Origin of the sequence: Vibrio echinoideorum (genome assembly GCF_024347455.1) — a bacterium.
In the GTDB taxonomy this organism is placed as follows: domain Bacteria; phylum Pseudomonadota; class Gammaproteobacteria; order Enterobacterales; family Vibrionaceae; genus Vibrio; species Vibrio echinoideorum.
In genome coordinates this window covers 1970650-1989743 of sequence record NZ_AP025483.1, presented here as the reverse complement: position 1 = coordinate 1989743, position 19094 = coordinate 1970650, and the positions used below count along the sequence as shown (strand labels likewise).

The following is a 19094-nucleotide window of genomic DNA, read 5'->3' as shown; positions in this document are numbered from 1 at the left end:
GTGCCGCGATTCGTTGCACTCATGAGTAATTTGGATCATCAGTGTTTTGCTACGCGCTTAATCAGTTAACCAAGCACGCGAGCAGTTGGCTTTCTAAGCCATTGTCGATGTTATGTCCGATCACTTCGATTCTTGTTTCAAGACAATCATCCAGTTCCGACTCCGTCAAACCATCTTCTGTTAAGTTGTAACCGAAGATACCACTTTGTGTAATGAACACCGCTTTCATTCGTTCCGCTTTCAAGCCCACTAAAAAGCTTCGTAAGCGCTGGTGGTCAAACTGTTTTTCGGGTGAAAATCGCCAACCCACACTTTCAAATCCTTCACCTTGGTTGCTCGCCTTTATCATACCGCTCTCTGGCATCGGTAATTCTGAAGCGAGTGGCTTATCTTGCTTATGATGATGATGATGATGATGATGGTGCCCATGAGCTTGATGATGGTAAAAGCTGGTGTTTCCATCAAACTCGTCTGAAGGGATCTTACCGTGATGGGCAAATATTAGCTTGGTGTCTGGGTGACAAACCTGCGCGACGTACTCAGCCAGTTTTTCTGCATCGCCACTTTTGTAGAGATCGACTTTATTACCCACGATGGTATCGGCAATAGTGATTTGCTGATTGAAGGTATCGTGTTCAGAATAGCGTGTGTCAGAAAGCTTACGGGCATCAACCAAAGTAACGTTCTTCTGCAGTGACAAGACTTTGCGGTAATGCTCTGAAGACAAGACTTCTAGCACTTCTTTAGGGTGACCAAGCCCGGTTGGCTCAATCAATAAGCGATCAGGTTTTGCCTCAGACAGCAGTTGATTCAGTGCGATCTGCATCGGTAAACCAGCCGCGCAACACATACAGCCGCCAGGCACTTCACGAATAAACACTTGTTGTTTGCTGTCGTTCCCTTGGATCAAACTGCCATCAACGCCAATTTCTCCAAATTCGTTCACCAAAATAGCCCAGTTTTCATCAGCGGGCTTATTCTTCATTAGGTTGAGAATCGCAGTGGTTTTACCCACGCCGAGAAAGCCGGTAATGATATTGGTTGGAATACCCAAGATAGGCTTTTTATCAGAGCTCATTGGCAATTCTCCGATAACCTTGCACAAGGGTATGGTTGGCTGAAACCACCGATTCTGAAAACGCCGAATATTCAGGTGGTACCTTTGAGATGTTATTCAAATCAAACCCTGAACCAATATTGGTCATCGGTGGTACGTGGAAGCTCTCGGGCAAGTCATGCCCGTCTACCACGCAGTTATGGCGAATTACACAGCCTTTGCCTATAAAGGCATTAAACACGACGGAGTTGAAACCGATAAATACGTCATCACTGACTTCACAAGGACCGTGAATGATAGAACGATGGGCGATCGATGAACGTTCACCAATAGTGACGGCAGCACCGGCTTTTGAGTGAATAACCACACCGTCTTGAATATTGGTATCGCGCTTAATCACTATGGCTTCCATATCGCCTTGTTCATTGACTTCGTCAGCACGAATAACGGCGTAAGGGCCAATAAACACGTTATCTTCAATGATGACCTTGCCACAGATAATGGCCGTTGGGTCAATGAAAGCGGTCTCCGAGACTTCTGGCATATGGCCGTTTGGATTTCTTCTTAACATATTGATTTCTTTATGTTGATGGGTAATGACTGTTGAATTAGCGTTTGAATGACAGCCTCATTGCTGAAGTTGGCATTTCGTTTGGAGTCTCATTTGGTACATGTACATGAGTGGTATGTGTATTGTTGTCTGTTGACCCTGGATTGCTATACACCTTGGTTCCGTTTACCCATGTATGCTTAATCTGAGCAGAGAATTTGTGTCCTGCGAATGGTGACCACCCACATTGATACAAGCTGTTTTTATTGCTGACCAAGGTTGGAGCTTGCGGATCAACCAAGACTAGGTCGGCGTAATAGCCTTCGCGAATAAAGCCGCGCTTTTGTATCGCATAACGAATAGACGGATTATGCGCGGTTTTCTCGACAACTTGAGCGACGGTCATTGTGCCCAATCGCACATGGTCAAATAGGCTCAGCAGGGCGTGTTGTACTAAGGGTAAGCCAGCCGGTGCTTGCTCATAAGGAACTTGTTTTTCATCCCATGTATGTGGAGCGTGATCAGTGGCGATGATGTCGATTTGGCCGGTGCTTAATGCCGCTAACAGCGCGTCGCGATCATTTGGATATTTAATGGCAGGATTACATTTGATTTGGTTTCCTAAGACGGCGTAGTCTTTGTTGGTGAACCACAAATGGTGCACACAAGCTTCTGCCGTAATACGTTTGTCTTGAATTGACCCTTCGTCAAACAGAGCCAGTTCTTTGGCTGTCGTGATGTGCAGCACATGAAGTTGACTGTTGTGTTTTTTGGCTAGTTCAATCGCGTAAGAAGAAGAGTCATAACAAGCTTTGTCGTCTCGAAGAATAGGGTGGTCTTCAATCGTGAAAACGTCTTTCTCTTTTCTTAATTGCTCTTGGTTTTGAGCGATCACCGGCCCGCTTTCGCAATGGGTGACAATAAGGACGGGAGAATCACGAAAGATGGCATTGAGCGCTTGAGGATCTTCAACTAACAGGTCGCCCGTTGAAGCGCCCATAAACACCTTTACACCACAATGTCGTTCTGGGTTGAGTTGCTTGATCTGTTCTAGATTGTCTTCAGTCGCCCCAAGATAAAATGAGTAATTTGCAAGTGAGCTTTGTGATGCGATTTCAAATTTTCGTTCTAAGGCTTCAATGGTTGTGGTAGCAGGGTTTACGTTCGGCATCTCCATATAACTCGTGATACCGCCTGCAACCGCAGCTCGTGACTCTGTGGCGATTGAGCCTTTATGGGTAAGCCCCGGTTCGCGAAAGTGAACTTGGTCATCAATCATTCCCGGAATCAGATAACAACCTTGGGCATCAATGATTTCATCGTCTGGTGTTGGGGCTATGTTCTTGGCGATCCGTTCAATTCGTTGGCCGACGATTAATAAGTCCGTCTCGGTGGTGATGCCTTCATTAACCACGCGGGCATTTTTGATGAGCATTGCAGACATAACGTTTCAATTTCTCCTTTTGGTTCGTTCTATGCAGTAGATATGTATAAGAGATAAGGGTTAACTTTTATTGGTATTGGTATTGGTATTGGTATTGGTATTGGTACTGGGTTCCTCTGCATCACCACATTCATCGCACACGCAACTGATCTCTAGTTGAGGCGTGACCACGGTAAAACCTTCCTGTTTTGCATGGGATTGAAGATCTTGAATAATGGTAGGGTTGATAGTCTGCTCACTGATCTTGTCGCATTTAGAGCAAATCAAAAATTGAGGGATCCCGTGTTCATGTTCGCAAAGAATATGGTCGCAAAGTATGTACTTGTTGGACACTTGTAGCTTGTGCGCTAAGTGTTGCTGTTCAAGAAAATCCAACACTCGATAAACCGACATCGCTTGAACATTTTGGTCAAAATGCTCTTTACAATAATCAACGAGTTCATACGCAGACAACGCTTTGTCGGTGTGAACCAATGCCCGCAATATCAATCGTCTTTTTGCCGTAAATTGTTGGCCATTGGCTTTGCAGCCTTGTTTTACGTGCTCAATGATCGCTTCAATGTCTCTCATTCAATCTACATAATTAATGATAATATTGATATGTTATAACATATCAAGTTGAGGTGTGAAACGTACTTTTTCTTTGTGGTGTCGAGGATAAATACTCAGGGTGATGAATATTAGTTTTGGCTGAGGTAGGTAATGAAAAGACTCGCCAAGCAATCATGGCGAGGGTTTACGGAATAATGAGCATGCTGAAATTTTTAAACCAAATTTACTGGCGCTTTGAGTGTTGGGTGGAAAATACCCTTGGCGCCCATGTCGACAATGGCATAGTCGTTGACTCCTTCAGTCATTCGGTTATGCGACTGACTAATCTTTAGTGTTTTTAACATTAACTCCTCAAGCTTAGCGTTATATTCTTTAAATTCGTCTTCGGTCAGCCTAAGCCTGGCAGTAATAAAGTAAGCCTGTTTGTTACGTGCATCGATATATTGCACGGCCTGTTTTAATGCATCTATGACTTGGTTTTTGAACGTGACGCTAAATTGCGCTTGTTCAGAGAAAGCTGTATTTGTGGGCACAATGACGTGGAATTTTAAGTCAGATAACATCGTTATTAGTTTTAACTGTTCAAGTTTCCTGAGGTAGATATGCAGTGATGGTTCGTTTAAATCATAACTGGCCATTAACTGTTGAGCGTTTGCTCCTTCATTTACAATATCTTGGAAAATAGTAAATAACGGCGGCTCTTTACAGAAGGCTGCATCTTGCTCATCCGTAAATAGTGATACCGAGGCTAATGCTTCTTCTGCTTCTGTGATAATGGCTGATAGAGGAAGCTGAATTAGTTGACATATCTTTTGTAACTTCAAAATAGAGAGCGATTGATGGCCGTTCAGCAATCGTTTAATGCTTATTTCGGAAAATTCTGTGAATTCTGAAACTTCTTTATAAGAGATACCTGCCTTTTTTAAATGGCGTTTGATTGTTGTGCAAATTTCGTCGTCAAGTGCGTCCATTACTCTATACCATCGCTATTTCATACACCTAAGGTAGCATAAAGTGTCACTTTTATTATTCCCTTTGAAATATAAGCGATCTTTTTTGATACTTCCTTTCGGTAGTCAATACTATTTGAGAGGTTGCGATGAATTTAAGGTTAGGGAATATCAATGTTGTTGTCACTGGAGGTTCTAGTGGAATTGGGGCGAAAATAGTTGAAGGCTTTGCTAACGAAGGGGCGAATGTTTGGTTCTGTGGCCGTTCTCAACATCGGATAGATAAGCTGCTTAAACAACTCGGAAAGGCGTCAAAGCAAGTTGTCGGAAAAGTGGTCGATGTTCATGATTTGGTACAAATGAAAGCTTGGATCGAGTCAATTCCGAATATCGATATTTTTGTTCCCAATGTAAGTGCACTCTCTGATGAATGGGAAGATGTTCTACAAAAAGACATTGCAGCCACGCAACAGGGCATTGCGTTAGTTTTACCTAAATTGCTTGAGTCGCGTTACGCTGCAATTACCTATATTGGGTCGAAAGCGAGTGGATATACAGTTTGTAACGCCAATGCTTATGGAGCAGGGAAGGCCGCGCTTGCCCATTATATGAAATCCTTGTCTTTGACCTACGTTCGTAAGGTGAGAGTTAATACTGTTTCGCCTGGAGACACATATATTGCTGATGGTTTATGGGGGCGGTGTAAGCGTGAAGCACCGGACACTTTCCAGAAAGTTATCGATAGAAACCCAATGGGTCGCTTAGCCACCCCTGAAGAAGTAGCCAATGTAGTCACCTTTATTTCAAGCCCTGTTGCGAGTTTTGTCTCGGGGGCTAACTGGTATGTTGATGGAGCATCGACTAGCCATGTTCAATATTAGCGATGTCGGCATAAACTATGTCGACATAAACTATTCATGTCGATTCGAATTAAATTCTGAAATGATACAAATCTCATATTTAATAACGGTTATTAAGTAACCTCTGTTGAGTTCGATATCAAATCAAGTGGCTGATTTTATTAGATATAGGAGAAAAGTCTCAGAAATTAATATTTAGAAAACTAAAGTTTTAAATTCTATTTATTAGGCCATTTATGGTTTATAACTCTATTTGGCGGCCGTTAAGTAGATGTTTTTTAGCATATATGTAAAATTCGAAGAGAGTTATCTTTCTGATTTGAAAGAATAATTCAATAGTTGAGATAAAAAAGTTGGCGAAAATCAGAAGCTTGGCATACACTTTCCTTGTAAATGACCTTATCTCATTGATTGAATAGGGTAAATGCTTTGGCGCTACTGGCGATGGTAGCAATGTTTAACATAGCTTTGAGGAAAGTTTTATGGCACTCACGAAGGCCGATTTGGCTGAGAACCTGTTTGAAACACTCGGATACAGCAAGCGGGATGCCAAGGAAACGGTTGAAGTGTTTTTCGAAGAAGTTCGTAAAGCACTCGAAAATGGCGAACAGGTAAAACTGTCTGGTTTTGGTAACTTTGATCTTCGCGAGAAAAACGAGCGACCAGGTCGTAACCCGAAAACTGGTGAAGACATTCCAATTTCTGCTCGACGTGTTGTTACTTTTAGACCGGGACAAAAATTAAAGGCCCGAGTCGAGAATATTAAAATCGAGAAGTAGCTAAGCAATAGACCACGCCTAGCGTGGTCTTTTTGTTTCTGATGGGCTTTTAAACTACGCTAAAACTGTTTCCTCTATCTTTATCTCTATCTCTATCTCTATCTCTATATCTATCCTTAGCCATTAGATTCATTAGTGACTTTTCGGTTAGTGCCCCCTCAATTCATTATCAAAACACATACCTAACTCTTTCTAATTCTCACTGTCAATTTAAGTGTTTATTTTTCGATCTAGCGTTCAAATAAACTGAACAGGCGTTAATTCTAATTGAATATAAATACCTAAATCTTTTTGCTGTAATGCGCCCAATTAATAATCGATCAAGCTAATTTATTGATCTGGATCTAGGGAGGGGCTGTGCGAAAAGCCGCTATCACTTGGGTGTTACTCTTATTACCGATTATTGGTAACGCAGCTGAATACCAACAAATTGCCAACATGTGTATCGCGTGTCATGGCAGCACTGACGACACATCATTTCCTTCTATTCCCAACTTGAAATGGCAAAACAAAGTCTATTTGACTGAGCAATTGTCAGATTTTAAAAGTGGAAAACGCACCGATCAAACGATGTCAAAAGTCGCGCAGCTATTATCTGACGAAGACATCGAGAAATTAGCCGATTACTTTTACAAACTGAATCATAAAGGGTCACCGCAATGAGTTTAGATAGAAGACAGTTTCTTAAAGCTGCAATGACGGCAACCGCAGTTTCTGCATTGCCAGTTTCTTGGGTATTTGCTGCGAACCGCCCTGAAGGTTTGGATGCTGTTGATGTAAATGCGTTGACGTGGGCGAAAGCAGAAGATCTGCCTGATTACTACACCGTTTTGAATACCAACCCTCTGAATGCTTACCCGCCAGAAAGTATGCTTGCTCCGGCAGTAACACCAGCAGATGTGCCTTTTGTTCGTTGGAATGGTCTGATGCCAGATTTTAACGCAATGCATCCAGAAACTTGGACTTTTGAAGTCAAAGGCGAGTCAGTAAAACAAAGTAAAACGTATACGATTGCAGAGCTGAAGTCGAAGTTCAAACATCATACTCAAAGCCTTGTTTTAGAGTGTGGTGGTAATAGCCGCAATAATTTCTACCCAAGTACAAAGGGCAATCAGTGGAACAATGCAGGTGTTTACTGTTCCCAATGGACGGGTGTTTTGCTCAGTGATGTTCTTAAAGACTGTGAGATCAAAGGCGATGCTGTCTATGTGGGTAACCATGGATTTGACAAACACTTAAGCGGCAAAGGAGAGGCCATCTCGCGTGGTGTACCTATTGCGGCTGCGATGAACGACAACGCTTTAATTGCATGGGAAATGAATGGAGAGCCTATTCCATATCTTCATGGTTATCCTCTGCGAACGGTATTTGGCGGACGCCCTGCATCGGTATCTCAAAAGTGTGCGACGGGTATTAGTATTCGCAACAAGATCCATGACGGTCACAAAATGGCGGCACCTGCTTATCAAGTACCAAAACATCCGATAGCGCCGGGTGAGAAGGTCGATAACAAAGATTTTAGAATTATTGAAGAGATGATCGTCAAATCGTTAATTACTTCACCAAAGAGCGGGACTGAGTTTTCACTCGGCAAAAAGGTGACGGTAAGTGGTCACGCTTGGGCTGGATTGAGAAGTGTGGAGAAACTGCAAGTCAGTTACGACTATGGTACGACTTGGCACGATGCCAAATTGAATAAGCCCGTAAATAAAGGGGCTTGGCAACAATGGGAAGCAGATCTTGATCTTCCTATGGCGGGCTACTACGAAATCTGGGCGAAAGCGACGGATAGCGAGGGGGACAGCCAACCTGTTGTTCAACCGCAATGGAATCCCAAAGGTTATCTGTTTAATGGCTGTCATCGTATTGCGGTAAGAGTGTCGTAATGAAGTCTATTGCCCAGATGCTTATCCATGAAAAATTTAATCACACCAATGCTAGTTATGGAGAAAAGCTCGGTTATCGCAAAGGAATAATGAGAGCTGCATTGGTGTGCAGTTTGTTAACGTCGATGCTTGTTCATGCTAATGAAGTCCCTGAAAATCCGGAAGAATATTACGGTGTCGATAAAGCTTCAGGTTTGATTATGGCGCCGGGGTGGGAGATTGTTAATGGTCAATGCAATGCTTGCCATACCAGTTTAATTGTTGCTCAAAATAGCGGAAACAGAGAGCAATGGCGAGAAACCATCCAATGGATGGTCGACACGCAAGGCTTGTGGGATCTCTCAGATACGTGGGATCCGGTACTGGATTATTTGAGTACGTATTATCAAGAAAAAGGTATCGATATGAATAAGTATCGCCGTAAGCCTATTGATAGCACGTTAATGCCACCGATGCCGGGAGAGCAGTAATGACGATAAATTCATTCAAATTGCTGTCTATATTCTTGGCGCCTGCCATTGCCGCAATGTCGCTTTCTGCGTGCTCTGATGAACCACCTAAAGCGAGCACAAATGTCATTCCGACGATTGAAGTGAAGGTGGAGGAAACAGAACCCTACCTACCAAACTTGGCCGCTGGTGAAAAATTGGTTCAAAATCTTTGTAGCCAATGTCATGGCGACAAAATTATTCCTTTCGTTCAATCTTACCCAAATATAAAAGGGCAAAAGGCGAGTTATATTCTCAAACAACTGCGTGATTTTAAGAGTGATGGTCGACAAGACTTGTACATGCAGTCGGTCGTAAAATCGTTATCGGATAAAGATCTTCAAGACGCGGCGGAGTTTTACAGTACTTTGAAACCGTTGGATTTATACAATCGGTCTAAAGAATATTCTCAACAATAGGTCTCTAGCAGTAGGCTGCCATAAGTAGATAAGTAGATAAGTAGATAAGTAGATAAGTAGATAAGTAGATAAGTAGATAAGTAGATAAGTAGATTAGTAGATTAGTAAGAGATTTGAGTAACAAGACTAGCGCATTGATTGGCTTGAGTAAGAATGACAAGAAAGGGCTGCAATTAATGCAGCCCTTTGATTTTGTGTTGAGTTATGTTCTAAACAGTTTACGCCGCTTTAATGTGAGTAGTGATGTACGGCTGCCATGCTTGTTGGTATAGCTCTAGAGATTGGCGTCTAAGGCTATTGATTTGCGCCGCCTCGATATCGTTGATTGGGCGTTTTTCTGCAATGGCATGACGCTCAATACCTTGAATGATTTCATACAGTTCGTGTTCAGGACCACTTTTCACATCTGCAATCGCTTTAAGGTGAAGTTGAACCTCAGCAATGATGTTGGTCTTAGGCAAACGAACCAATAGGTTAAGGTCACGGTAGCCAGAATCAGCAGGAGATTTGAATTTGTTTTTCAATTTCACTACGTCTGCTTCGCGACTTAGCGCTTCGTAGACTTCAACCAAGCTCTCTACATCATTTGCGATGATAGTGGCACGAGCTAAGTCGGTAATTCTTGTGACATCGCCATCCAGTTCCAATTCGATTTTCTCTTCTGCACGAGATTGAGACTTAACGCCAGCAAATAGCGCTTCAGAATTCGTTAGTAGGGCAGTACTTTTACAGATAGTTTCTAGTTCAGCTTGGCCTTGGTGCGCTTTGCTGTACAGAATGTCGAAGTCGGTGTAGGGCTGAGTCGGACGTGAGTCGAATGCTTTGATACCGTATAGGCCGCTTAGGCTGTGACGGAATACGTTTGACGATACTTGATTCTGCGCAGGAGTGCGCGATTGATCAGTTGAACTTGTTGAAACAGGTGCTGCTGCGAATGCAGGCGCTCGGCTCAATACTAAAAGCATTAGGGCCGTCGTACGGAGAAATACACTCATTCAAACTCCAAAATACAAGGTTACAAAAACGGGTAGTCAAAAGGGGTAACCAGTAACGCACAAGAGTAAAAACAGCTTAACTAAACTCACTACATATTAAATGGGGTTAGCTAAGGCAGAAACCAACTCTAACGTTTAATATTGCTTTAAAATGTGAACATATAGACAAATAATTCAAGCGTTTGTTCCCCGGTTTTAAGAATTTTGAACTCAGCCAGTGTTTAACTTTTAGCGGGAGCAAGGCGAACTTTAAACCAAGGTAAGGTTGCTCTTACCTTTCTATACTGTACCCTTGCATTATGACTGTTTAACATGAACGAAAGATGAATAATCCTGAATTTTGGCACAATAAATGGGCAGCCAACCAAATTGGCTTCCACCTTGAAGATGTGAACCCACTTCTGATTGAATTTTGGAAAAAGACTGAGCCTAGCTACGAGAAGAGTGTGTTCGTGCCTCTATGTGGTAAGAGTGAAGATCTGATTTGGTTAGCGACGAAGCATGAAGACGTTCAAGGTGTCGAATTAAGCCAGATCGCGGTTCGAGCATTTTTCTCTGAGCATTTATATACACCGACCGTGACTCGGATTAGTGGCCAACATGAGCTTTATCAATTCGATGAGCTGAGTGTTTACACTGGCGATTACTTCTCAGCGCCGATTCGACCTGTCGATATTATCTATGATCGTGCCTCTTTGGTTGCTTTGCCTGCTGAGATGCGCGTGCAATATATAGAACGCCTAAAGCAACGGTTAAAGCCAGGCGGCAAGATTTTACTTGTGACGCTAGATTACGATCAAAGCGAGATGGCGGGGCCTCCGTTTAGCGTACCTAAACTAGAGATTGATCAGTTGTTCGCAGGTTATAAGATCACGCTGTTGAATCAAGATATCGCAAACGATAAACACCCTAAGATTGCGAAGAAAGGCTTGTCTCGATTTAGTGAAGAAGTGTATTTGATTGAATCTGAAGCGTAAGCTCAGTTAGCTCTCAAGCGAAAAGATCCTTTCAATATAAAAGATGATAACAATAAAAAGACGGGCTCAGTAGCCCGTCTTTTTATTGTTCAGATTTGAATACATGATTGTTTAGGTGTGAAACCGTAATTGTTCAATTCTGAGTTAGTCGTTGCCAATTAGTAGTCTAGTAGTCATTAGCTAGAAAATGGTAATTAACAGCTAGTAAATCACTTTTACTTTTGACGCACTTTCAATCGCATCTTCAATTGCTGTTTCTGTACTGCTGCGACGAGTAAGCGCCACACCAAGGCGGCGACGACCATCGATGTCAGGCTTGCCAAACAAGCGAACTTGAGTTTGTGGTGCGTCTAGCGCCTCTGTAAGACCTTCAAAACGAATGTTGGTTGAAGTGCCTTGGCCTAGAATAACCGCAGATGCACATGGGCCATACTGAGTAATTGATTTGATCGGCATCCCGGTAAAAGCACGAACGTGCAGTGCGAATTCCGATGAGTCTTGAGACATCAGAGTCACTAAGCCAGTATCGTGTGGGCGAGGGGATACTTCGTTGAAGATAACGTGATCGCCTTTAACAAACAGTTCAACACCAAAGATACCGTGACCACCTAGTGCATTAACCACTTGTTCTGCGGTGTATTGCGCCGTTTTAAGTGCGTTGTCTGACATCACTTGAGGCTGCCATGATTCACGGTAATCACCGTCTTCTTGGCGGTGACCGATAGGTGCACAGAAGTGAACGCCATCAACAGCGCGAACGGTTAGAAGCGTGATTTCGTAATCAAAATCGATAAAGCCTTCAACGATTACACGACCAGCGCCAGTACGACCGCCTTCCTGTGCGTAATCCCAAGACTTCTGAATATCGTCTTGTGTTTTTATTACGCTTTGGCCTTTGCCTGATGAACTCATTACTGGCTTAACAACGCAAGGCATGCCCACGAATTCAACAGCGGCAGCGAAGTCTTCAAATGTGTCAGCAAAGCGGTATGGAGACGTGCTCAGTTTTAACTCTTCTGCGGCTAGACGACGGATACCTTCGCGGTTCATCGTTAACTTAGTCGCGTTAGCCGTAGGCACTACATTTAGGCCTTGTGCTTCCATCTCTACCAACTTGCTGGTGGCAATAGCTTCGATTTCTGGAACCACATAATCTGGTTTTTCTAGTTCAATGACAGCTTGTAGTGCATCGCCATCCAACATGTCTAATACATGGCTACGATGTGCGACTTGCATAGCGGGTGCATCAGCGTAACGGTCACATGCAATAACTTCTAAACCTAAACGTTGGCACTCAATAGCAACTTCTTTACCGAGTTCACCTGAACCTAATAGAAGTACACGAGTAGCATTTTCACGAGTAGCGGTACCAAACATAGAAATTCCTTCCGATCTTTTGAACGATTGATTGAAAACGGGGTGATCATACTTATTTGAATGATAAAAGCAAACGTTTGCGCGGTTTGTGGCGTGAATTAGAAGCACAAAAAAAGCAGCTCTATAAATTAGAGCTGCTTATTTAAAATATTGTTAACTACATGTACTTAAATTGCTAAGTAAGTCACTGGAATATCGGGGTTAATCGCTTCTAACGTAGACTGAGTATCGGCTAGGTGACTGATGCTACCATCGGCAATTTCAACTAAGGCAGCGTTTTCGATCTGTTCGAAATCGAAGCCAGCCAGTTTAAGTTGAACAAGCGCGACTTGTAGTGGCGGTAGGCTCGGGTTGAATGCCGCGTTTTCTGCGTATGCACCCGTAAAGATTTCACCCGTTGTCAGTTGTAGCGAAACGCCACTTAGATTTTTAGTATATGGCGCATGGCTACGGTTTAATGCTGTTAGTGCGCTTACCACAACAGGGCTGGTTTCTTCTGACGTGTACTGGTGATCCAGCTTAGTCATTAGGCCAGTAGTGATACCCAAATCAGCAGGGCCGAAAGAGTCTGGTAAGTATTCTTGCAGTGACATTTCATCACGCTGTGGTAATTGAACTTTAAGTTCTTTTGCCGTCGTCAGTTCGTTCATGAATTGGCGACAGTGACCACAAGGGCTGAAGTTGATCGTGATATCAGAAAGGCCTTCTTCACCTTTCATCCAAGCGTGGCTGATGGCTGATTGTTCAGCATGAACTGTTTGACCAAGTTGTGCACCTGCAATTTCCAAGTTTGCACCGAAGTACAGGCGACCAGATAGACCACGCACGATGGCACCAACATAGAATTCAGAAAGCGGTGCATAAGAGTATGCTGCTGCGATTGGCAGTAAAGCTAGGCGAGCTTCTTTATCAGAAAGGCCGCTTGCATCCAGTAAGCTTTGAAACTGCTCTTTAGAAATAGTGGCGTCAAAGTTGTCTGCTAATACGATGTCACTCAAAAGCGCTTTCATTGATGTTGGAGCACTTTCCAGCGCCAGGGTAATACGACTGTTCATGTTGAATCCTTAATTGACCTTAGGCTTTAATTCTATGCAATACTCAGGATTTTTCTGTGACAATGATCACTATTGCATTGTTGTTGTTACATTGGTTTGCATAATTAGAGTGAGGTCACAGATGAAATCGATTGCAAGGACAAAAACTGCCCTTGATATCGCATTTGCTGTCTGAAATTGGGTGCGTTTAGCTGGAAATTGATGAACAAATGAGAACAAAAAGCCCAAACAGACACTGAAATGCTCAGAGTTTCGCTTGGGCTCATTGGATGTTTTTAAAGCTTAAGTCCCAGTCTATTAGCTTAAACTGAAGCCATTAGCTGAAGTTGTAAACCATTAGGTTAAGCTGCAGCCATTAACTGAAATTGTAGGCCATTAACGTAAGCTGTTAGTTATTAGTTATTAGTTATTAGTTATTAGTTATTAGTTATTAGTTATTAGTTATTAGCTATTAGCTATTAGCTATTAGTTGCTAGTTACTAGCTTAAGCGTAGATCCAAACCACGATAGAAAATATGGTCGGTGCAATAATCGAGGTAATTACGCCACAAAGTACTAAAGCTAGGGAACTGAATGCCGCATCTTGTGGGTTCTTTTCAGCGCAAGTTGCCGTTCCCAAAGCATGCGATACTGTGCCCATGGTTAAACCTCGTGCGATAGGGCTCTTAATACCGATCAAATTGTAGATAGGGTAAGCAAAAATTGCTCCGAACAAACCGACAATAAGTACCAGAATCGCGGCAATTGCCGCTTCGCCACCTAAATGGCTTGAGACTTCCATCGCGATCGGTGTGGTGACCGACTTACCCAACAAACTCGCGATCAAACTTAAATCCGCTTTAAAAGCCACGGCGATCAGTGCGGTTGTGGTCATAGACATCACACTGCCTAGCGTGCAAGCAAACGTGATGATGCGCCAGTTGGATCTGATTTGAGGTAACTGCTCATATAAAGGGAAGGCAAGTGCCACTACCGCAGGTTGAAGCATGTAGGTAATCCAAGTGTTGTCTGCGTAATAGGTTTCAAAAGGTACTTTGAAAAACAACAGAATTGGAATGATGATGCCAATACTGATGAGCAGAGGATTACAAAACGGCGAATTAACTTTTTGGCTTACCCAACGAGCAAACAAGAACACTACAATAGTCAGTAGAATCCACATGATTATTGACCTCTCGAAAGCAAGCGGTCTAAAAACCATGATAAAGAAACTAGCACGATCAGCGTACCACCAACGGCACTTGCCATAATGGGTAATGCATTCGCGATAAGCATGTCAAAATGATCCATGAGTCCGACACTGATAGGGACAAACAATAAGATCATTAAACGAATAATCAAGCTTGCACCGGGCTGTACCCAGTGCTCAGGAACAATACCAACCACCATGGCAGCAAACAAAATCAACATGCCAAAAATACTGCCTGGGATTGAGGTATCCAATAAGTGCTGTAACGCGTTACCTGCTGTGAGTGCACCTATAATTAAGGTGAAGGAGATTAAGCAGTAAACGAGTTTGATCAATCTTTCTTTCAAAGTGTCACATCTCTTGATAATGAATTTAGCTCGCTAGCTTTTCTACGTATTGATAAACCGCTTTTAAGATAGCCATTTTCTTCTCGTCACTTTCATGTTCGTGTGCGAGGTTCTCTAGATTCAGCATGTACTCTTCCAGACGGCTTTCGTAAAACTCACGACAGTGGTTAGCCCATTTCAGTTGTTCAGCTTCGTCTAACGTCCACGGGAAATGTCGAGCGCGGTAACGGAACAACAAAGGTTTAATACGTTCGTCGCCAAAAGTGATGTCTAACGCTGCTAAGTTATTTGGGTCAGTTTCACGAATGATGTCCATTGCGGTTTTGTCGCCTGGTGAGAAGAAGCCGTCGTAAAGGTGAGTGTCTACGTCGTCGCTTTTCTCGTACTTGCGTTCTTGTGAATACAAACCGATCAGTTTTTCGCGGATCTCTGGATGTTCACGTAATAGCGCTAAGTTCTTTAAGCACTGTTGACGATCGATACCAATAGTTTCCGCATTTTCAGCCGTTAGGGTTTTCGCTGGCGCAAGAATAGGGCACTTGTTCAATTGGACGAGTTTGATGGGTACGGGAAGCTCATCTTCGCCCAGCTCACTGCGCTTAGTGTAGAGCCTTTCACGAAGGGCATCTGCATCAAGCTCTAGCAATGGGCTAGGGTCTTTGGCTAAGTCGATAACGATAACCGCATTTTGGTTGGTAGGGTGCCAAGCCATAGGCACAATCCAGCTCGTGTAATTACAATCGCGACCAAACATACCCGAAACATGCATTAAAGGCGTCATGTTTACGATGTCGACTAACTCATTCAATTTACGTTTGTGACGCATGCTGTAAAGGTAGTCAAACATTTTAGGCTGTGCAGCTTTCAACTTCTTCGCTAATTCAATGGTAGCAATAACATCGGCCATCGCATCGTGCGCGTTTTCGTGTTCAATGCCATTTGCCACTGATAGGTGTTCCAGTTTAAAACTTGGGTAACCTTCTTCATTTTCAGGCCAAGCAATGCCTTCAGGGCGAAGTGCATGTACCGCGCGCATTACGTCGAGTAAATCCCAACGAGAGTTGCCGTTTTGCCAGCTCCATGCATATGGATCGATGAAGTTACGGTAACAGGTGTAGCGTGTTACTTCGTCATCGAATCGAATGCTGTTGTAGCCAAGGCTAGTCGTGTTCGGTTTAGCAAGCTCTGCGTGGATCTTCGCGATAAATTCAGGTTCAGGTAAGCCTTGAGACATTGCTTTTTGAGGTGTGATGCGAGTAATTAGTGCAGCTTCAGGTGCAGGTAAGTAATCAGCAGGAGGTTGGCAATAGATAACCAATGGCTCTCCGATAACGTTGAAATCTTGGTCGGTACGAACACCGGCGAACTGACTCGGGCGATCTTTCGCTGGGCTGACGCCCCATGTTTCGTAATCGAAAAAGAAATAGGTTGGCTGATTATCTGAACTCATTGAATTTCCTGAACAGTAAGCGAAGACCGTCTACTGTGGCTGAAGGTTAGTTTTGTTCAGTATCTGATAGGATGCGGTACGCGTGCAACCCAGATCACAAATAAATTACAGTAAAACGGTGCATTCCTATTCGATCACGTCGCTGCACTGAGTTTTGAGTGCAATTTTGGTCATTTATTAACACGTGAACCCATCAATTGCTTACTTGGCGTTAACTGTCGGCATAGCGATAACAGCTTGACGATAACGGTACATCAAGTTGTCGACTGCAATTCGGCGAGTTATTAATCGCGAAGTATCAAGGCATAACCTGAACTTGCGTGCTGAAGTTCGAAGGAAGGCAGAGAGAAGGGGTGGGGGAGAGATACTAATCTGATTTGGTTTGAACCTTGCTTTACAAAGGGCATTGCCCACAAATGATACCGCTATTGCTTTAGCGTTTGACCCCGGCTCAAGCTAAGTGTTGTGACATTAGGTATTGGTATTGAGTGTAGATACCAAATAATCACCTTAGTTTAATTAGAATGTGAGGTTTTACGTCCATTTATTTGTCATTAATTGAATGATTACACCGCTAATATTTAATTTTTTCTTCAGTGTTTTAGTGATTTTTAAAAGGGTATATATTTCATTTTTATTACAAAATAGAATTAGTGATTGCGTGTTTCATTATTGAGACTTTATTGCAGCATGATGATCTATATAATAATATGTAAATACCGATTCTTGATTTATTAGTCCTAACTAATTCATGGTTATTTAAGTTTTATTAGTCTTTTATAAGGTAAATCGCTTTATTTCTATAAGAATATTAACTTATAAAAAGCAGGGAATTATATGTAAAACGAGTTTTATATATAATTAATACAGATGATTGAATAACACTAATTTCACTAATGTTATTTGTATCAATTTTAGTGATCTTATTCTCACTGCGCCTCATTTGTTTATAAATAAGTGTCAATATATATATTTTCTAAATAGGATTGTTGTTACTTAATTGTTAACTCTGATTGACGATTAAGTGACTCTAATAATAAAGCCAATTTTATATAAAGGATTAAAGAAATGAACAAAGTCTTTAAGGTTGTTGCTGTATCTGCACTTTCTATCTCTTCTGCGAGCGCTTTCGCTGTAAGTGACACTTTTGATGCAACACTAGAAGTAAAACAAGCAATTACGATGACAAAAACAAGTGATCTTGATTTTGGTATCATCACTTCAGACAACACAACGGATGTTGTTATCGCTCAAGCTGATGCAGGAGCTGCGGCGTTTACTCTTTCTGGAGAGTCTGGTGATGCAGTAACCGTTAGTATTTCTGATACAAACTTGGCTAACGGCGCAAATACAATTGCAGCTGAATTTGACTTTAATAACGCGATCACTCTAACAGGTGGTTCTGCGGATCTTAAAATTGGCGGTACTGCTCGTACTTCAAGTGCGACATTAGTTGCTGGTACATATACTGCAAACGTTGCAGTTGATGTCACTTACCAGTAATTATATAAAACAAGTCTAATATCTACGGCTGTTATTTAGCAGCCGTTATTACTATGAACGTTTTTTTAAAATACGCTGCCTATATCGGTTTAATTATTTATTCAAGCCCATTTCATGCTCTAGAAATTGTTCCTGAAAATATGGAAGTGAAATTTCCGGGTATGTATATCTCTGGATCGGGACAAAATGCAGATGCTAATCCGGCCAATAGTCAGATTCATGTGGTGCGTTTTTACGCTGAAGGAGAACCAGGCAAAAAAATTGTGGTCTCTCTTCCGTCTAAGCAATATCTCAACCATTCTCGTAAATCCAAACGTCTCCGTATTAGAAAGTTTTATTTTGGTTGTGGCTTATCAAAACGAGGTAGAGCAAAAATCCAAAGTAACGGAAGAAGCAAATTACTGTGTATTGGTGCAAAAGTGAAAATTGGCGCTAATCATCCTGCTGGCACTTACACCAGTACTATCCCTTTTGAGGTTAATTATAAATGAAGTTGTTTATCTCATGTGTTCTCGGCTTACTTTTCACCGTTCAAGCCCATGCCCAACTCCTTATCGCGCCAACTCGTTTTGTTTTAGACGCTGACACGTCTGTGACGGAAAAAATCGTGGTTGAAAACAATTCTGATCAACCCATTCGTCTTGAGATTAAACCGATCTATCGTCCAATCAAAGCAACTGGATTGGTACGAACCGATTCGAATGTGGCGGAATCTGAAAATATCGCCAATTGGATCAAGGTGTCACCACCCATCATTCGAGAACTAAAACCTAATCAAAGACGTACGGTTCGTTTACGTATGAATGCGCTACCCGATGACATGCCAGACGGCGAATACCGTGCTTACTTGTGGTTTTCTCCTATCGCAAAGGCGAGAGAGTTATCAGAAGTGAATTTGTCGGCTAAGGATCAATCTAATAATGGGTCAGCATTCCAACTTAATTTTCATATAAACAGCTACGTGCCTGTTTATGTTCAGAAAGGTAAGCAGATACAAGATGTGAAGTTTGCCTGCGACAACCAGAGTCTTACCATTCGCAATGATGGTAACTTTCAGTTCAATGCCAAGTTGAATGTTGATGATCACAGCGAAAAAGTGGTGTTGCTGCGTAATGCTGAACTAACGAAGCAGTTCCCTAGAGGGTCTAAGGTGTCTTTACTTCAAAACGATCAACCACTGCACGAATGCATTTTGTAATGCCTGCACTCTTGTCAC

At 42.5% G+C, this 19094-nt stretch carries 21 protein-coding genes; 10 read left to right on the top strand and 11 right to left on the bottom strand.

The features are described 5' to 3' along the window. Positions 1–61: 61 nt before the first annotated feature. The 5 genes from OCV36_RS09000 to OCV36_RS08980 form a co-directional block, all read right to left on the bottom strand. On the bottom strand, positions 62–1078 hold the full coding sequence (locus OCV36_RS09000) for a CobW family GTP-binding protein (protein WP_135454876.1): 1017 nt from the start codon (positions 1076–1078) through the stop codon (positions 62–64). Then, complete coding sequence (locus tag OCV36_RS08995; protein WP_135454874.1) at positions 1068–1628, bottom strand: LbetaH domain-containing protein; 561 nt, start codon at positions 1626–1628, stop codon at positions 1068–1070. Before OCV36_RS08995 ends, OCV36_RS09000 begins: the two co-directional genes overlap by 11 nt. Before the next feature lie 37 nt (positions 1629–1665). Continuing rightward, positions 1666–3051 (bottom strand): dihydroorotase, encoded by a 1386-nt coding sequence (locus tag OCV36_RS08990; protein ID WP_135454872.1) that lies wholly within the window; start codon positions 3049–3051, stop codon positions 1666–1668. Between the two features lie 60 nt (positions 3052–3111). Beyond that, the gene (locus OCV36_RS08985) at positions 3112–3621 is read right to left on the bottom strand and encodes a Fur family transcriptional regulator (protein ID WP_135454870.1); all 510 of its coding nucleotides are present in this window, start codon (positions 3619–3621) and stop codon (positions 3112–3114) included. Positions 3622–3815: 194 nt separating this feature from the next. After that, on the bottom strand, positions 3816–4574 hold the full coding sequence (locus OCV36_RS08980) for a helix-turn-helix domain-containing protein (RefSeq protein WP_135454869.1): 759 nt from the start codon (positions 4572–4574) through the stop codon (positions 3816–3818). A gap of 128 nt (positions 4575–4702) precedes the next feature. Between OCV36_RS08980 and OCV36_RS08975 the strand changes: the two genes are divergently transcribed. The 6 genes from OCV36_RS08975 to OCV36_RS08950 all read left to right on the top strand — a co-directional run bounded on the left by OCV36_RS08975 (position 4703) and on the right by OCV36_RS08950 (position 8985). Beyond that, complete coding sequence (locus tag OCV36_RS08975; protein WP_135454867.1) at positions 4703–5434, top strand: SDR family NAD(P)-dependent oxidoreductase; 732 nt, start codon at positions 4703–4705, stop codon at positions 5432–5434. 461 nt (positions 5435–5895) lie between these two features. After that, complete coding sequence (ihfA, locus tag OCV36_RS08970) at positions 5896–6192, top strand: integration host factor subunit alpha (protein WP_004734853.1); 297 nt, start codon at positions 5896–5898, stop codon at positions 6190–6192. A 438-nt stretch (positions 6193–6630) separates the two neighbouring features. Continuing rightward, positions 6631–6855 carry a c-type cytochrome gene (locus tag OCV36_RS08965; RefSeq protein WP_372195664.1) on the top strand — a complete coding sequence of 75 codons (225 nt, stop codon included), beginning with the start codon at positions 6631–6633 and terminating at the stop codon, positions 6853–6855. Next, complete coding sequence (locus tag OCV36_RS08960) at positions 6852–8078, top strand: sulfite oxidase (protein ID WP_135454865.1); 1227 nt, start codon at positions 6852–6854, stop codon at positions 8076–8078. Before OCV36_RS08965 ends, OCV36_RS08960 begins: the two co-directional genes overlap by 4 nt. Before the next feature lie 17 nt (positions 8079–8095). Beyond that, on the top strand, positions 8096–8548 hold the full coding sequence (locus OCV36_RS08955; RefSeq protein ID WP_237297379.1) for a cytochrome C: 453 nt from the start codon (positions 8096–8098) through the stop codon (positions 8546–8548). Further along, on the top strand, positions 8548–8985 hold the full coding sequence (locus OCV36_RS08950; protein ID WP_135454863.1) for a c-type cytochrome: 438 nt from the start codon (positions 8548–8550) through the stop codon (positions 8983–8985). Before OCV36_RS08955 ends, OCV36_RS08950 begins: the two co-directional genes overlap by 1 nt. Positions 8986–9203: 218 nt before the next feature. On the opposite strand, the gene OCV36_RS08945 is transcribed toward OCV36_RS08950, so the two are convergent. Next, positions 9204–9980 carry a RelA/SpoT domain-containing protein gene (locus OCV36_RS08945; RefSeq protein WP_017075122.1) on the bottom strand — a complete coding sequence of 259 codons (777 nt, stop codon included), beginning with the start codon at positions 9978–9980 and terminating at the stop codon, positions 9204–9206. A 323-nt stretch (positions 9981–10303) separates the two neighbouring features. On the opposite strand from OCV36_RS08945, the gene OCV36_RS08940 reads away from it, so the two are divergent. After that, complete coding sequence (locus OCV36_RS08940; RefSeq protein WP_135454861.1) at positions 10304–10957, top strand: thiopurine S-methyltransferase; 654 nt, start codon at positions 10304–10306, stop codon at positions 10955–10957. Positions 10958–11158: 201 nt separating this feature from the next. Here OCV36_RS08940 and purT read toward each other — a convergent pair whose 3' ends face one another. The 5 genes from purT to sbcB form a co-directional block, all read right to left on the bottom strand. Continuing rightward, complete coding sequence (gene purT / locus OCV36_RS08935; RefSeq protein WP_135454857.1) at positions 11159–12334, bottom strand: formate-dependent phosphoribosylglycinamide formyltransferase; 1176 nt, start codon at positions 12332–12334, stop codon at positions 11159–11161. Between the two features lie 167 nt (positions 12335–12501). After that, positions 12502–13389 (bottom strand): cytidine deaminase, encoded by an 888-nt coding sequence (gene cdd / locus OCV36_RS08930; RefSeq protein ID WP_017075119.1) that lies wholly within the window; start codon positions 13387–13389, stop codon positions 12502–12504. A gap of 484 nt (positions 13390–13873) precedes the next feature. Beyond that, the gene (locus OCV36_RS08925; RefSeq protein WP_010441230.1) at positions 13874–14551 is read right to left on the bottom strand and encodes an LrgB family protein; all 678 of its coding nucleotides are present in this window, start codon (positions 14549–14551) and stop codon (positions 13874–13876) included. A gap of 2 nt (positions 14552–14553) precedes the next feature. Continuing rightward, complete coding sequence (locus OCV36_RS08920) at positions 14554–14925, bottom strand: CidA/LrgA family protein (protein ID WP_135454856.1); 372 nt, start codon at positions 14923–14925, stop codon at positions 14554–14556. A 25-nt stretch (positions 14926–14950) separates the two neighbouring features. Next, positions 14951–16375, bottom strand: coding sequence for an exodeoxyribonuclease I (gene sbcB / locus OCV36_RS08915; RefSeq protein ID WP_135454853.1), 1425 nt, complete (start codon positions 16373–16375; stop codon positions 14951–14953). Positions 16376–17443: 1068 nt separating this feature from the next. Here sbcB and OCV36_RS08910 point away from each other — a divergent pair. From OCV36_RS08910 to OCV36_RS08900, 3 genes are read left to right on the top strand one after another with little or no spacing between them, the layout of a single operon-like run. Next, positions 17444–17878 (top strand): DUF4402 domain-containing protein, encoded by a 435-nt coding sequence (locus tag OCV36_RS08910; protein WP_017075116.1) that lies wholly within the window; start codon positions 17444–17446, stop codon positions 17876–17878. 53 nt (positions 17879–17931) lie between these two features. Beyond that, positions 17932–18369 (top strand): DUF4402 domain-containing protein, encoded by a 438-nt coding sequence (locus tag OCV36_RS08905; protein ID WP_135454851.1) that lies wholly within the window; start codon positions 17932–17934, stop codon positions 18367–18369. After that, the gene (locus tag OCV36_RS08900) at positions 18366–19076 is read left to right on the top strand and encodes a fimbrial biogenesis chaperone (protein ID WP_135454849.1); all 711 of its coding nucleotides are present in this window, start codon (positions 18366–18368) and stop codon (positions 19074–19076) included. The genes OCV36_RS08905 and OCV36_RS08900 overlap by 4 nt, the downstream gene beginning before the upstream one ends. The last annotated feature ends 18 nt before the right edge of the window (positions 19077–19094 follow it).

Excerpts from the sequence above, each read along its gene's own strand:
- OCV36_RS08985 (WP_135454870.1), bottom strand. The coding sequence starts at position 3,621 with ATGAGAGACATTGAAGCGATCATTGAGCACGTAAAACAAGGCTGCAAA.
- OCV36_RS08945 (WP_017075122.1), bottom strand. The coding sequence starts at position 9,980 with ATGAGTGTATTTCTCCGTACGACGGCCCTAATGCTTTTAGTATTGAGC.
- OCV36_RS08955 (WP_237297379.1), top strand. The coding sequence starts at position 8,096 with ATGCTTATCCATGAAAAATTTAATCACACCAATGCTAGTTATGGAGAA.
- OCV36_RS08990 (WP_135454872.1), bottom strand. The coding sequence starts at position 3,051 with ATGTCTGCAATGCTCATCAAAAATGCCCGCGTGGTTAATGAAGGCATC.
- OCV36_RS08975 (WP_135454867.1), top strand. The coding sequence starts at position 4,703 with ATGAATTTAAGGTTAGGGAATATCAATGTTGTTGTCACTGGAGGTTCT.
- OCV36_RS08965 (WP_372195664.1), top strand. The coding sequence starts at position 6,631 with ATGTGTATCGCGTGTCATGGCAGCACTGACGACACATCATTTCCTTCT.
- OCV36_RS08905 (WP_135454851.1), top strand. The coding sequence starts at position 17,932 with ATGAACGTTTTTTTAAAATACGCTGCCTATATCGGTTTAATTATTTAT.
- OCV36_RS08925 (WP_010441230.1), bottom strand. The coding sequence starts at position 14,551 with ATGTGGATTCTACTGACTATTGTAGTGTTCTTGTTTGCTCGTTGGGTA.
- OCV36_RS08950 (WP_135454863.1), top strand. The coding sequence starts at position 8,548 with ATGACGATAAATTCATTCAAATTGCTGTCTATATTCTTGGCGCCTGCC.
- purT (WP_135454857.1), bottom strand. The coding sequence starts at position 12,334 with ATGTTTGGTACCGCTACTCGTGAAAATGCTACTCGTGTACTTCTATTA.
- OCV36_RS08910 (WP_017075116.1), top strand. The coding sequence starts at position 17,444 with ATGAACAAAGTCTTTAAGGTTGTTGCTGTATCTGCACTTTCTATCTCT.
- sbcB (WP_135454853.1), bottom strand. The coding sequence starts at position 16,375 with ATGAGTTCAGATAATCAGCCAACCTATTTCTTTTTCGATTACGAAACA.
- OCV36_RS08900 (WP_135454849.1), top strand. The coding sequence starts at position 18,366 with ATGAAGTTGTTTATCTCATGTGTTCTCGGCTTACTTTTCACCGTTCAA.
- OCV36_RS08940 (WP_135454861.1), top strand. The coding sequence starts at position 10,304 with ATGAATAATCCTGAATTTTGGCACAATAAATGGGCAGCCAACCAAATT.
- OCV36_RS08980 (WP_135454869.1), bottom strand. The coding sequence starts at position 4,574 with ATGGACGCACTTGACGACGAAATTTGCACAACAATCAAACGCCATTTA.
- OCV36_RS08960 (WP_135454865.1), top strand. The coding sequence starts at position 6,852 with ATGAGTTTAGATAGAAGACAGTTTCTTAAAGCTGCAATGACGGCAACC.
- OCV36_RS09000 (WP_135454876.1), bottom strand. The coding sequence starts at position 1,078 with ATGAGCTCTGATAAAAAGCCTATCTTGGGTATTCCAACCAATATCATT.
- OCV36_RS08995 (WP_135454874.1), bottom strand. The coding sequence starts at position 1,628 with ATGTTAAGAAGAAATCCAAACGGCCATATGCCAGAAGTCTCGGAGACC.
- ihfA (WP_004734853.1), top strand. The coding sequence starts at position 5,896 with ATGGCACTCACGAAGGCCGATTTGGCTGAGAACCTGTTTGAAACACTC.
- cdd (WP_017075119.1), bottom strand. The coding sequence starts at position 13,389 with ATGAACAGTCGTATTACCCTGGCGCTGGAAAGTGCTCCAACATCAATG.